At 67.8% G+C, this 13854-nt stretch carries 10 protein-coding genes; 6 read left to right on the forward strand and 4 right to left on the reverse strand.

What is annotated here, in order from left to right; genetic code table 11:
* Positions 1-12: 12 nt before the first annotated feature.
* Positions 13-1317: an aspartate--tRNA(Asn) ligase gene (gene aspS / locus HUG12_RS01330; RefSeq protein WP_179267050.1), complete on the reverse strand. Its 1305-nt coding sequence runs from the start codon at positions 1315-1317 to the stop codon at positions 13-15.
* A 263-nt stretch (positions 1318-1580) separates the two neighbouring features.
* On the opposite strand from aspS, the gene HUG12_RS01335 reads away from it, so the two are divergent.
* The 3 genes from HUG12_RS01335 (at position 1581) to HUG12_RS01345 (ending at position 5966) form a co-directional block, all read left to right on the forward strand.
* A complete protein-coding gene (locus HUG12_RS01335) occupies positions 1581-3827 on the forward strand; it encodes an amino acid permease (RefSeq protein WP_179267051.1) in 2247 nt (748 codons plus the stop codon).
* 208 nt (positions 3828-4035) lie between these two features.
* Positions 4036-4524 (forward strand): Lrp/AsnC family transcriptional regulator, encoded by a 489-nt coding sequence (locus tag HUG12_RS01340; protein WP_179267052.1) that lies wholly within the window; start codon positions 4036-4038, stop codon positions 4522-4524.
* A 161-nt stretch (positions 4525-4685) separates the two neighbouring features.
* Positions 4686-5966, forward strand: a complete 1281-nt coding sequence (locus tag HUG12_RS01345) for a cation:proton antiporter (protein WP_179267053.1) — start codon at positions 4686-4688, stop codon at positions 5964-5966.
* A gap of 174 nt (positions 5967-6140) precedes the next feature.
* Here the strand turns inward: HUG12_RS01345 and HUG12_RS01350 are convergent, their stop codons facing one another.
* Together HUG12_RS01350 and HUG12_RS01355 are read right to left on the reverse strand one after the other, a co-directional pair.
* Positions 6141-6872: a hypothetical protein gene (locus HUG12_RS01350; protein WP_179267054.1), complete on the reverse strand. Its 732-nt coding sequence runs from the start codon at positions 6870-6872 to the stop codon at positions 6141-6143.
* Between the two features lie 350 nt (positions 6873-7222).
* Positions 7223-7945, reverse strand: coding sequence for a phosphoglycerol geranylgeranyltransferase (locus HUG12_RS01355; RefSeq protein ID WP_179267055.1), 723 nt, complete (start codon positions 7943-7945; stop codon positions 7223-7225).
* Between the two features lie 101 nt (positions 7946-8046).
* Between HUG12_RS01355 and HUG12_RS22155 the strand changes: the two genes are divergently transcribed.
* From HUG12_RS22155 to HUG12_RS01370, 3 genes are all read left to right on the forward strand, one after another.
* The gene (locus tag HUG12_RS22155; protein WP_179267056.1) at positions 8047-9573 is read left to right on the forward strand and encodes a TaqI-like C-terminal specificity domain-containing protein; all 1527 of its coding nucleotides are present in this window, start codon (positions 8047-8049) and stop codon (positions 9571-9573) included.
* A complete protein-coding gene (locus tag HUG12_RS21405) occupies positions 9570-10322 on the forward strand; it encodes a hypothetical protein (RefSeq protein ID WP_218836382.1) in 753 nt (250 codons plus the stop codon). Before HUG12_RS22155 ends, HUG12_RS21405 begins: the two co-directional genes overlap by 4 nt.
* Before the next feature lie 78 nt (positions 10323-10400).
* Complete coding sequence (locus HUG12_RS01370) at positions 10401-10928, forward strand: DUF7389 domain-containing protein (RefSeq protein ID WP_179267057.1); 528 nt, start codon at positions 10401-10403, stop codon at positions 10926-10928.
* A gap of 24 nt (positions 10929-10952) precedes the next feature.
* Here the strand turns inward: HUG12_RS01370 and HUG12_RS01375 are convergent, their stop codons facing one another.
* Positions 10953-13523, reverse strand: coding sequence for a DNA topoisomerase I (locus HUG12_RS01375; RefSeq protein WP_179267058.1), 2571 nt, complete (start codon positions 13521-13523; stop codon positions 10953-10955).
* Between the last annotated feature and the right edge of the window lie 331 nt (positions 13524-13854).

The raw sequence follows: 13854 nt of genomic DNA on the forward strand, positions 1-13854 counted from the left end.
GAGCGGGGCGTCCTACGGGCTCAGCCGCTGGCGGTCCCGCGGGAAGAGGACGGCCTCGCGGATGTTCTTCAGCCCGAGGACGGTCATGACGAGCCGCTCGGCGCCCATCCCCCAGCCGGCGTGCGGGGGCATGCCGTACTTGAACATCTTCGTGTAGTACTCGAACGCCTCGGGGTCGAGCCCCTGCTGTTCGAACCCCTCGATGAGGCGCTCGTGACGGTGTTCGCGCTGGCCGCCGGAGACGAGCTCCATCCGGGGGTGCATCATGTCGAAGCCGGTCGAGACCGTCTCGTCGTCGTCGTGGTCCTTGATGTAGAACGGCTTGATCTCGGAGGGCCAGTCGGTGATGAAGTAGTGCTCGCCGACGTCCTGCCCGAGCGCGTGCTCCGCCTCGGTGGAGAGGTCGTCGCCCCAGACGAGGTGCTCGTCGATGTCGCCCGTGTCGTTGACGCGCTCGAGCGCCTCCTCGTAGGTGAGCCGCGGGAAGTCGCCCTCGGGCACCTCGAACTCGTCGGCGAGATCGAGCGCCTCGAGCTGGTCCCCGCAGTTCTCGGCGACGGCCTCGTAGGCCGCCTTCGCGACCGCCTCCGCGGCGTCCATCGCCTCGTGGTGGTCGCAGAACGCGCCCTCGAAGTCGATGGAGGTCGCCTCGTTGAGGTGGCGGGGCGTGTTGTGCTCCTCGGCGCGGAAGATCGGACCGATCTCGAAGACGCGCTCCAGGCCGGAGCCGGCCATCAGCTGCTTGAACAGCTGGGGCGACTGGTTCATGAACGCCTCGCGGCCGAAGTAGGTGATCGGGAACAGCTCCGTGCCGCCCTCGGTGCCGGTGGCGACGATCTTCGGCGTGTTGATCTCCGTGCAGCCGAGCTCGCGGAACGTCTCTCGGGTCGCGCGGAGGATCTCGGCGCGGACCTCGAAGACGGCCTTCACGTCGTCCTTCCGGAGGTCGAGCGTCCGGTTGTCGAGCCTGGTGGGCAGCTCCGCGTCGACCTTGCCGGAGGGGTCGAGCGGGAGTTCGGGGTCCGCCGGGGCGACGACCTCGACCGACTCGGGAACGACCTCGACGCCGGTCGGGGCGCGCGGCTCCTCCGCGACCTCGCCGGTCACCGAGATGACCGACTCGCGGTGGACGCCCAGTCCCGTCTCGACGAGGTCGTCGTCCATCTCGTCCTTCTCGAACTTCACCTGAATTTGGCCGGTCGTGTCCCGGAGGATGAGGAACGCGATGCCGCCGAGGTCGCGGGTCTCGTGGACCCAGCCGGCGACGGTGACCTCGTCGCCGGGGTCGGCGTCGGCCGTATAGGTTCTTCCCTGCATACGCGTTCCTTCCCGTTCGCGGGCTTAAAAACGGTCGATTCCGGGTCGCCGCGCCCGGCGTGCCGGGTCGACGCGCGGCCGGTCGGACCCCGCAATCAGATGGTCGGTATGTTCCCGAATCGGGAAAATATCGACTCGTTTATCCGGTTCCGACAACGACCCTGAGACACCATGAGTGAGCCGTTCGTACCGGCGGAAACGGTGGGTCCCCCCGGCTTCGCGGGGGAGCGAACCGTCGACCGTCCACGTGGAGGTGGGACGTAGTGCCCAAGGGCCTCGAACGCGACCTCGGCCTGTTCTCGGTGCTCGCCATCAGCATCGGCGCGATGATCGGCAGCGGCATCTTCATCCTGCCGGCGCTTGCCGTCGACGTCGCCGGCCCCGCCGTCGTCCTCGCGTACGTCCTCGCCGGGCTGCTGGTGGTTCCCGCGGCGCTCTCGAAGTCCGAGATGGCGACCGCGATGCCCGAGTCCGGCGGCACGTACCTGTTCATCGAGCGCGGGATGGGGCCGCTGCTGGGGACGGTCGCCGGGGTCGGGACGTGGTTCGCGCTGTCGTTCAAGGGCGCGCTCGCGCTCGTCGGGGGCGTTCCGTACCTGCTGTACATGTTCGACGTCCCGCAGGGCGTCACGACGCCGCTCGCGCTGGCGCTGGCGACGATACTGGTCGTCGTGAACGTCCTCGGGGCCAAACAGACCGGACAGCTCCAGATCGCCATCGTCGCGGTGATGCTGGCGGCGCTGGGGTGGTTCGCGGTCGGCGGCGTCCCGTCGGTCCAGTTGACCAACTACGACGGCTTCCTCGCGAGCGGGGCGGGCGGCATCCTCGAGGCGACGGGGCTGGTGTTCGTCTCGTACGCGGGCGTGACGAAGGTGGCGAGCGTCGCCGAGGAGATCGAGGACCCCGGGCGGAACATCCCCATCGGCATCCTCGGGTCGCTCGGGTTCACGACGGCCCTGTACGCGCTCATCGTGTTCGTCATGCTCGGGGTCACCGACACCACGGCGCTCGGCGACACCGAGGCCCCGATGGCGATCGCGGCGGACGCCGCGCTCGGGACCGCCGGCGTCCTGGCCGTGGTGATCGCGGCGCTGCTCGCGCTGGTGAGCACCGCGAACGCGGGCGTGCTCTCCTCCTCGCGGTACCCGTTCGCGATGGCGCGGGACAACCTGGTGCCGGACTCGCTCGGGTCCATCAGCGACCGGTTCAAGACGCCGAGCACGTCCATCACGCTCACCGGCGTCGTGCTGCTGCTGCTCATCGCGTTCGTCCCCATCGAGGACATCGCGAAGCTGGCGAGCGCGTTCCAGATCCTCGTGTTCGTGCTCATCAACGTCGCCATCGTCGCGTTCCGGCGCGGCACGATGGAGTACGAGCCTGAGTTCGAGTCGCCGCTGTACCCGTGGGTGCAGGCGTTCGGCGTCGTCGGCGGCGTCGTGCTCCTCACCCAGATGGGGACGGTGCCGTTGATCGGCGCGGTGGCCATCACGGTCGGCGGGGTCGGCTGGTACCTGGCGTACGGCCGCGGGCGCGTCGACCGGGAGGGCGCGGCCGTCGACGCCGTGCGGCGCGAACTCGGCAAGCAGGCGGTCGAACGCACCCGTGAGGCGGTCACGCCGACCGAGAACGGCTACGAGGTGCTCGTCGCGGTGCCCGAGGACATGGACCTCTCCCGCGAGCGCGTGCTGATCGACGTCGCCGCCGACCTCGCGGCGCCCCAGCACGGCGGGGTGTCGGTCGTCAGGTTCGACGAAGTGCCCGACCAGGTTCCCCTCTCGGCCGCGGAGACGCAGTCGCCGGGCGACCTGGAGTTCGAGGAGCACACGGACGCCATCGCCGCCGAGATGGACGTCCCGATCCGGGTGAGCGAGGTCGTCAGCCACGACACCCGGCACGCGCTGGCCCACCACGTCGAGGCCGACGACGTGGACGTGCTGATCATGGAGCGGGAACCGGGCGGCCTGCGCGAGCGCCTGTTCAGTTCGGACGTGGACTGGGTGCTGAACCACACGGACTGCGACGCGGTGCTGGTCGACAGCAGCGAGCAGCCGACCTCCGGCGCGACCACCGGGCGCCGGGTCGCCGCCGACGGAAACGGGCTCGAGGGCGTGGACGTCGTCTCGGTGCTCACCGACGAGGGGCCGTACGACCCGGCGAAGGTCGCCGTCGCGGACGCCATCGCGGTCGCCCACGACGCGGAGGTCCGCCTCGACTACACGCTGGACGGGTTCGCCTCGGACGAGCAGCGGCGGGCCATCGACGACTACCACGACGAGATCGGCGACCTGTTCTCGGCGCCGGTCCGCGCCGGGTACGTCCTCCCGAACGGCGGCGACGGGTTCGCGGACGGCGACGCCGAGTTCGGGAACGGCGAGACGGACGTGCTCGTCACGGGCGTCGGCGCGCTCCCGGTCGTCGACGCGGTGGACTGCCCCGCGCTGGTCGTTCGGCCGCGCGAGGAGACGACGCCCGGCCGACTGGGCCGGCTGCTGGAGCGCCGGCTGCTGTAGGGGGTCGCGGGCCGGACCAGCCGCACGGCGCGCGGCGGCCACGCCCCGGTCACGCGGGCGAGCGCAGCCGGCCGCAGGGGCCTTCACGGTCGCCCTACCCGATCGTCCCTCGCGACCGAACACCGATCCGGAACGACGCCGACGCGACGACGAAACCGAACCGACGACGAATACGAACGCCTTAGAACCCGGAGTCACAGGTCCAGGTATGCCGACGCGCGAACTGGACGAGCTGGACCGGTACGTGATCTACCGGCTCCAGAAGGACGCCCGGGGGACGTCCGCGGCCGAGATCGCCGAGGACTACGGGGTCTCGCCGAGCACGGTCCGCAACCGGATCAGCCACCTGGAGGAGGACGGAGTCGTCCGGGGGAGCCACCTCGACATCGACTACGAGATGGTAGGCTACCAGCTGTTCACCATAATCTTCTGTACGGCGCCGATCCCGGAGCGGGAAGAGCTCGCCCGGGAGGCGATGTCCGTGCCCGGCGTCGTCTCGGTCCGGGAGCTGATGACCGGCGAGGAGAACCTCCACGTCGTCGCCGTCGGGCGGGACGGCGACGACCTCAGCCGCATCGGGCGGGACCTCTCGGGGCTCGGGCTCGAGATCGTCGAGGAGGAGCTCGTCCACAACGAGTACACGTGCCCCTACCACTGGTTCGACCCCGACTGCGGTGACGAATCCGCAGAAAAATAGCTCTCGATTACCGTTTCCGTATCTCATCGCGGCTTTTATACGGGTACCCGGGAGAGTTGGGGACATGCACGAACTCGCGAGTCACGTCCGACGGGGCGGAGCGACCGGCGGGGCCGAACGGTCGCGGGTCGAACCGTCGCGGACCGGGCGGGGTGGCTGAGATGGTCGAGGCCGCCGGCATCGACCTGCTGGGCCTGCTGCTCGTGCTCTCGCTCGCGCTGGTGTTCGGCGCGCTCGCCGAGCGGGTGGGCTACCCGGCGATGATGGGCGAACTGTTCGCGGGCATCGCCTTCGGCCCGCCGTTGCTCGGCCTGGTCGAGTCGAGCCCGGCGCTCGCGACGTTCGCGGAACTGGGCGTGTTCCTGCTGATGGTGTACGTCGGGATGGAGGTCGACCTCCACGAGCTGTTCGCGCTCGGGTCGATGGCGCTGCTCGTCGCCGTCGGGGGCTTTCTCGTGCCGTTCGGCGTCGGGTACGGCATCGGCGTCCTCCTCGGGTTCGACGCCGGGGCGTCGCTGTTCGTCGGACTGGCGATGGCCGCGACGTCGCTGGCGACGAAGTCGCGCATCCTCGCGGACCTGGATCTGCTCGACACGCGCATCGCGGGGGTGCTGCTCGGCGGCGCGCTCGTCTCGGACGTCGGCGTGCTGGTGGCGTTCGCGGGCGTGCTCGGCTACGCGAACGCGGGCACCGTGAACCCGGTGGAACTGGGCATCGTGCTCGGACGGGCGCTCGCGTTCTTCGCCGTCGCGCTGGTCGTGGGCGACCGGTTCCTCCCCGCCGTCTGGCACCGCGTGGAGGTGCTCCGCGAGCGGTACGGGTTCGTGACGGAGACGACGGCGTTCACCGTCGCGCTCACGGTCGCGCTGGTGTTCGCCGAACTCGCGGACCTGGCCGGGCTCCACAGCATCATCGGCGGGTTCGTCGCCGGGACGTTCATCCGACAGGCGAACCTGGAACCCGGGCTGTACGACCACATGGAGCGGGTCATCCGCGACCTGGCGCTCGGGGTGTTCGCGCCAATCTTCTTCGTCACGGTCGGGTTCGACCTCACGCTCGACGTGTTCGGCTCGGCGCTGGGGACGCTGGCGGTGCTCGTCGGCGCGGCGTTCGTCGGCAAGATCGTCGGCTCGTGGCTGTTCTCGCTTCCGACGGGACTCACCTCCCGCGAGGGGCTGGTGGTCGGGCTGGGGATGAACGGCCGCGGCACCGTCGAGATCATCATCGCCTCCGTCGCGCTCTCGTCGGGCATCATCGGCCAGCAGCTGTTCTCGATGCTGGTGTTCGTCGCCATCTTCACCACCGCGATGGTGCCTGTGACGATGACGTGGGGCGTCGGGTTGCTCGAACGGGCGGGGGAGCTGTTCGACGCGGACGGCTCGGCGATCGCGAGCGCGGACGGCTCGGCGGCCTGGAGCCGTGACGAACCCGGCGGTGGTTGACGGCGACGAACGTCGACGGACGAGCGACTGGGGCGACGCCGGGCGCGGCGGGCGCGGTGTGGGACGACGCGAATCGGCGAGTTCGGTGCCGGGCGGCACCGCTCGACCGTGGACTACGTCGGCGTGAACGTCCCTCGTGGGGCGGCTCGATCCGACCGACCGAGTCCGATCCGTTCACGCGAAGCGCGTGACCTCGATCTGTGCGAGGAACTGGCGGGTCAGGTCGATCGAGAACCCGCTGATCGTGATCGTCAGGTCCGTCCCGTCGATGGTCGCGGCCAGCTGGGTCCCGGCGGCCATCGGGTACGGCCAGGGCAGCGAGATACCCGGGGCGATCTCGTTCGCTGCGTTGAACAGGTTGATCGCGAGCGCCTCCTGGGTGTGCGGATCGACGAGTTCGCCCCTGAACTCGTCCCCGGACAGGAAGTCGTAGCGCCAGTACTGGAACAGCGCGCTGCCGGCCGTCGTCTCGTGTACCCCGCCGGCGCTGTTCGGCACGGGGTCGCCCGTGATCGGGCTCAGCACCGTCTCACCGGGTGACTCCGAGTAGCCGAGCGCGGAGTGGATCTCCATAACCCCCTCCTCGCCGGTGATCGAGGACGGATCGGGGATGACGTACAGGTTGAACGGGTTCGTCTCCTGGACTCCGCCGGCGACGGCGGGCGTTCCGACCCGCACCAGGACGTCGTGCTGGTACGCCTGCTCGCCCAGCACCGACTGGCCGAAGGCGTCGAAGTACCTGATGACGTTCGTCGTCGAGCCGGTGTAGTACCCATGCTGGAGCGATTGCCCGGCGGCGACGGACCGCGAACCGACCCGGCCGAGGAGCGCGGTGCCGCCGAGCGTGACGCCGAGCGCCCCGAGGAACTGACGCCGTCCAGTCCCGCGTCCGTCACCCCCCGTCATCCCGCCCCCTTCGGCGGTCGAATCTCCCGCACTGGCAGTTCGTTCGGGTTCTACGGGGGGCGCCGCGGGGACGTCGGCCCGGACCGGACCGGAGGTCGACGGACCGTGCTGTACGGGAGCGCGAACCGAGTTCGGACTGTTCATGGTATGGTGTTCACCGGTGGTGCAGTCGCTCGGCTGGGAGGTAAACGGATAGTGCCGGATTCGGGGCGGAGCGGTCGCGTTGCTGGCAGGATACGTGTCCGGCTCCGCCCGCGGAGCGGCGGGACGCGGTGGCGGGGCGAGCGGTCGCTTCGAAAAGCGAGCGGGTGAGGCGGGAGAACCGGGGAGGGCCGAACGGGACGTCGCCTTCAGGCGTCCGGGAGGTCGGCGTGGGCGTCGCGCACGCCCTCCACGGTCTCGCGGACCGCGTCGACGCCCTCGTCGTGGAGCAGGTCCCCCACGACGATGGTGTCCGCGTGGGCGCCCATCTCGCGGGCCGACTCGTAGTCGTGGATGCCGCCGCCGTAGAACAGCGTCGCGTCGTCGAGCGCGTCCCGGGCGGCCCCGACGACCTCGACGTCGCCGAAGGTGCCCGAGTACTCGACGTAGACGAGGTCCTGGCCGAACATCCGCTCGGCGACCCGGGCGTAGGCGGCCACGTCGTCGGCCCCGAGGTCGCAGTCGGCGTCGGTGAGCCGGGCGACGGAGGCCTCCGGGTTCAGCACGACGTACGCCTCGGTGTGGGTGCGCTCCCAGTCGAGGTCGTCGTCGATGCGGACCCACTCCTTGTGCGCGCCGGTGACCCAGAACGGATCGCCGGCGTTGAACACCGTCGGGACGAGGTAGCCGTCGAGCGCGTCCGAGTCGATGACGACGCCCGGGTTCGAGGGCTCCTGGTAGAGCGGGACGTCGTACGCCTCGCAGGCGTCGACGACGCGCCGCATCTTGTCGGCGGTGACGTCGAGGGTGCCGCCGATCTCGATGGCGTCGGTGCCCGTCGCGCAGACGTCCTCGAAGGTGTCGTCCGCGTGCAGTTCCTTGTCAGGGTCCACCTTCAGGACGTGGTCCCAGTCGTCCCACGGCGTGCTCATTCTTGAGTGAGGGTGCGTGAGGAGCGGTAAAAAGGGCGCGGATTGGGGGTAGTCAGTCAGTAGCTTCATACGACTGGGTGCTACCTGTCACGATAGCAACGATGAGTCAGGTGACGCTTCCCTCCGATCCATATCTCAACTCGAACCTCTTCTCGGGCTACTATCTCGACGAGCGGGTCGACGACCTGGACGCGTGGGACTGCGACGACGAAGCCGCCGAGGCGTTCGCGGCGCTCCAGGCACGCTGGGACGGCGAACGCGATCTGGTTGCCGGATACAACGAGGACACGCTGCTCGGGTCGTGGATCGACGAGGTGCTCGCTGCGCTCGGCTACGATACGATTCAGGAGACGACGCTGCCGGACAGCGGCGGGTACATCGACCGGGTGCTGTACGACTCCGCGAGTGACCGACGCGACGCGATGGCGATGAAGCAGGACGGCCAGTTGGACGGAACGTTCGGGAAGGCGGCGGCCCTGCTCGAAGCCAAGCAGTGGGACGCCGACTTCACCGAGCGGTTCGCCGAACAACGGTCCTACCGCGACGCATCCCATCAGGTGAAGTACTACCTCGAACACACGCCCGATTCCCTCAACTGGGGTATCCTGACGAACGGCCGGAAGTGGCGGCTCTACGGGACGAAGGAGATTGTAATGCCAGACGTATGTCAGCGCTGTGAGTTCACAATCGATGACGAAGGAGGAATTTACCTTCCAAATTCAGCATATGGCATTGTCCTAGAGACTGATTGTCAACTATCACTTGATTATTCACTTGCTGTGCTGAACAGTAGTCCAACGTGGTTCTACATTTACCACACAAGCCCAGTTCTCAGAGGTGATTTCCGACGATTCATGACTTCATATTTATCATCTATGCCGTTTCCGACATGGATGCCTGAGGAAACACGGGACAAGCTACCATCATATGATTCGATACAAAATTCCACTTCGAACAGCCTGGCTCTTGAACGGAGGCTAGCGGACGCTGCAAGAGTTAATCTTAATCTGCACAGAAAAAATGACTCCCTCAATCTCTCGCTCCTCGACCACTTCGGTTCCTATTCGGAAAATTCTACAATCTCCGAAATCGGCCTCACCCAACCCCCGGAGAACGCGGCGGACTCGATCCTCCAACAGACCACCCAGGAAAAGCCGAACCTCCGCGTCGGCGACGCTACCGTCCACCGCGAATCTACGAACACGGTCGAAATTCGACTCACCGCCCGCTACAAGCCCGACGATGAGAACGGCCACGAGACCGACCAGTGGGGCTACACCGAAACCGACCCGCTCCCGGCGCTCCGCATCACCGACCTCACCGAACCCGAAGCGGATCTCATCGAGGCATTCGTCCCCGTTGCCGTCGACGAAGCGGACGGCTTCGCGAACTTCCGTGAAACAGCCACCAAGACGAACTCGCTCGTCGACCGCCTGCGAAAGCTGACGCTTCCCCGTGTCGAGGACGTGCGCGAGGGGCTGGAGAGCTACGTCGAGACGAAAGCGCGCGCCGAGGAACTGGAGGAAAAGATCGAGCGCACCGACGACCTCATCGACGAGATCGTCTACGACCTGTACGGCCTGACCGACGAGGAGATCGAGATTGTGGAGGAGGCGGTCGGCCAATGACCAACGATGCGGAGCTTCACCCGACGCTACGTCCCGATTACCAGATCGCAGAGCGGGTTCGAATCCAAACGGAAGTGTTCCCCCAGAAGTTCCGAGAATTGAACGAGGGAGGGCAGTTGCGGAACTTGCTCCGTGGCCCAAGAACATTAAAAGGAGCCCGAATGGAACAGGCTCCGGAGGTATTCACTGAGCAGTACTTGATCGAACCAGTACTCCACGGCCTAGGGTATCTGAACCCAGCGACAGAGGAGTATCAGGGTGAGGGCCCTCATTTCATCAGACGACCGATTACCTACAGCAAAGTCGAACCCAAGCAACCGGACTATCTCCTTAAGAACGTCGCCCCGTCGATCATCTGTATTGTCGAAGCGAAGGCGGCTAACAGGGAACAAATGCAGGGTGCAAAGCACGACGCAACGGAGGATATCCGACGGTACTTGGAGGAAGACACGTTTTGCAAATACCTTCGAGACATCGACCAGCGTTACCTCGTCGGCATCGGCACTGATGGCCTCCGGTGGACACTCTGGATGAAAGATCTCGAAACGGGTGAAACGCTCAGTGAATGCCCAAAAGTCGATATTTCACCGGCAGTCGAACGAGCAGCTATCCGCAATGAAACGATCGAGGGAGAGTTACCTGAGAATGATAGACGAACTACGGAACGGAACATCCTTGCGGATGAGTTCGTGCCTGCATTCGGAGCAGTCAATCTGCTAAATCACGTCGAATCGAATTTCAGCGATTAGTGCTTACCTGTGAGTCGAACTGTCCAATAGCGAACAGTACGAGAACCTATACCCGAAGCCGACCCAACCCCCACCGAGATGAAGGAGGAACTCGAGACGGGCGAGGTGTACGTCCGGATCCGGTCCACCCGCGGGACCGACACCCGGGATCAGGACGAGGCCATCGTCGCCGCCGTGTACGAGGACGTCGACGAGGCCGAGCGCGAGTCCGACCGGCTGAACGCGCTGCTCGAGGAGCGACTCGCGGGCGCGCGGGACGTCCAGCCGGATTCCGCCGACGCGACCGGGGGCGAGGTCGGACCGTCCGGCGCGGACGCGGCGGGGGTCGCGAAGCCGACGGTCGAGGGAGACGACGAGGTCTCCAAGGTGTACGTCGGCCAGGGCGGGGGCATCGACGTCGGGAGCTGGATCCCGCTCCCCCGCGAGGTCGCGTTCGAGGAGATCGCGCCGCAGGTCCGGAGCAATCGGGTGAGCGACTCGGCCCCGCACGTCAAGGTGAACTTCTCCAGCGACGTGCCGATCAGCGGCTGGACCCAGGTGGACCGGGACGTCGTCAGGGACCAGATCGCCCCGCTGATCGAGCGGTTCCGTCTGGACGACCGCTAGCGGGAACCGACGGGTCGCCGGTCGCTAGTCGGCCTTCGCCTGCCAGTCCCGCACCGTGTCCGCCCCGACGCCCTCCACCTCGGCCGCCAGGTCGTCCGGCTCGCTGTCCTTCAGCGTCTGGACGTCCTCCACGCCGGCGGCCTTCAGCTTCTCGGCCGTCTTCTCGCCGATGCCCTGGATGGTCTCCAGCTCCGAGCCGTTCTGTCGGGCCTGGTACTCCCGGTAGTTGCAGATCGGACAGCCGAGTTCCCACGGCTCGTCGCCCGAGTGGACGATCAGGTGCGGGAGCCCGTGCTCCTCGCACTCCTCGTCGGTGATCTCGATCTCGCCGCGGCGCGGCAGGGGGAGCGAGTAGTCGCAGTCCGGGTAGCGCGTACAGCCGACGAGGCGCGACCCCGAGCGCAGTCGCTTGATGGCGAGTTCCCCGCCGTCCTCCTCCCCGCACTCCGGACAGACGCCGATCACCTCGTCCTCCTCCTCGTCCGCTTCGTCGGCCTTGCACTGCGGGCAGCCGTGGACGAACGTCTTCCGCCCGGCGAGCATCTTCACGTGGCTGAGGCCGTGCTCCTCGCACTCCTCCTCCAGGATGAGCGGCTTGCCCGTCGAGGGGAGCGGGAGCGTGTACGTGCAGTCCGGGTAGCCGTCGCAGCCGACGAAGTACGAGCCGTGCCGGGACTTGCGCACGAGCAGGTCCTCGCCGCAGTCGGGACACGGGCCGAGGCGCTTGTCCGCCTTCAGGGACTTCTGGAGCAGGTCGCCCACCTCGTCGCTCGACTCCGTGAGCCCGTCGAACACCTTCTCGAGGATGTCGCGCGACTCCTCGGTCACCTCGTCGTACCCCTTCTCGCCGTCGGCGATGGCGCGCATGTCCGCCTCCAACTGGGCGGTCATCTCGTCCGAGACGATGCGGTCGGCGAACTCCTCGCTGGCCTCCACGACCGCCTCCGCGAGCTTCGTCGGGCGCGGCGGGTCGCTCTCGATGTACCCGCGGTCGTACAGCTTCTGGATGACGTCGTGCCGGGTCGCCTTCGTCCCGATGCCCATGTCCTCCATCGTCTCGATGAGCCGCGACTGGCCGTAGCGCCGCGGGGGCTGGGTCTGTTTGGCCTCGAACCGCGTGTCGGTCACGCCGAGTTCCTCGCCCTCGGTGACGTCGGGCACGTAGCTCTCGTTGGTGGAGAAGTACGGGTAGACGGCGTGGTACCCCTCCTCGACGAGCCGCTTCCCGTTCGACTTCAGCGAGAGCGGGCCGTCGTTCGGGCCCACTCCGCCGTCGGCGGCCACCTCGCCGGCGTCACCGTTGCCGGCTCGGGCGTCGACTTCCGTCACGACGCGCAGGTGCTCCCACTCGGCGTCCTCCGCGACCGTCGCGAAGAAGCGCCGGACGACGAGTTCGTACACCTCCCACTCGGCGTCCGAGAGTTCGGACGCGGAGGGGAGCTCCCCGGTGGGGTGGATGGGCGGGTGGTCGGTCGTCTCCTCGTCGCCCTCGGTGGGTCTGAGCTCCTCCAGTTCCAGCAGCGCGTCGGCGTCCTCGCCGAACTGCCGCGTCCCGGAGAACTCCGACAGCAACTCCCGCTCGTCCAGGTCGTCGGGGTACACCGTGTTGTCCGTCCGCGGGTAGGTGATGAACCCGGCCGTGTACAGGTCCTCGGCCATGCTCATCGCCCGCTGGGCCGAGTAGCCGAGCGACGACGCGGCGCGGATGAACTGCGTCGTGTTGAACGGCGCCGGCGGCTCGTCGGTCCGGGTGCGCCGGCGCACCGAGTCGACCGTCGCCGAGTCGGCCCCCTCCAGCACCTCGTAGACGGCCTCCGCGGTCGCCTCGTCCCAGACGCGCTCGGCCTCGGTGCCGTCCTCGTCCTCGTAGAAGTACTGGGCCTCGAACTCGGCGTCCCCGCCGTCGTCGCCGACGTCGGCCTTCAGCAGGTCGGCGAACAGCTCCCAGTAGTCCTCCGGGTCGAACGCCTGGATCTCCCGCTCGCGGTCGACGATGAGCTTCAGCGTCGGCCCCTGCACCCGGCCGACGGAGATGAAGTCGTCGCCGAGCTGGCGGGCCGAAAGCGAGAGGAACCGCGTCAGCGCCGCGCCCCACACGAGGTCGATGACCTGCCGTGCCTCGCCCGCCGCCGCGAGGTCGAAGTCGATCTCGTCGGGGTTCTCGAACGCGTCGGTCACCTCCCGCTTCGTGATCGAGGAGAAGCGCACCCGCTCGACGGGGGCGTCCTCGTTCGCCTCGCGGACGAGCTCGTACGCCTCCTTCCCGATGAGCTCGCCCTCGCGGTCGTAGTCGGTCGCGATGACCACGCGGTCGGCCTTCCGCGCGAGCAGGCGGAGCGCCCGGACGATGTTCTCCTGGGTCGTGCGCTTCTGGATCGGCGCGTCGATGAGTTCGACCGGCTCGACGTCGCGCCAGTCGTCGTACTCGGGCGGGAAGTCCACCCCGACCACGTGGCCCGAGAGCCCGATGCACCGGGTCCCGCCCCACCGGTAGACGTTGACACCGGCCCGGCGCTCGGTGTCGAAGGACTCGCCCGAGAGGATCTCGGCGATCCGCCTCGCGGCGTTGTCCTTCTCGGTGACGATGAGTTCCATTGCCGAGGGATAGGCTCATTCGCCTTCTAAAGGTTTCGCGGTGGTTCGTGCGGCGTGCTATCGTGGGCTGGTAGGGCGGTTTCGCGTCGGGACGGCCGCGAGCGCCCCGGCTTCGGCGGACCGTGCGGTCGCCGATCGGGCACACAAGAGTTATGCGCCGCCCGTCGGGAGCCGGCGGTATGTCCCCCCGCTCGACGCGTCGATCCCTCCTGGCCAGCGGCGCCACGACAGGTCTCGCCGGGCTCTGCGGCTGTCTCGGTCGCGTCCGCCGGGCGGTCGCCGGGCCGCTCGAGGCGTCCGGCGACTGGCCGCGCCCGGAGTTCGACCCCGC

Source organism: Halorarum salinum (assembly GCF_013402875.1).
Taxonomy (GTDB): domain Archaea; phylum Halobacteriota; class Halobacteria; order Halobacteriales; family Haloferacaceae; genus Halorarum; species Halorarum salinum.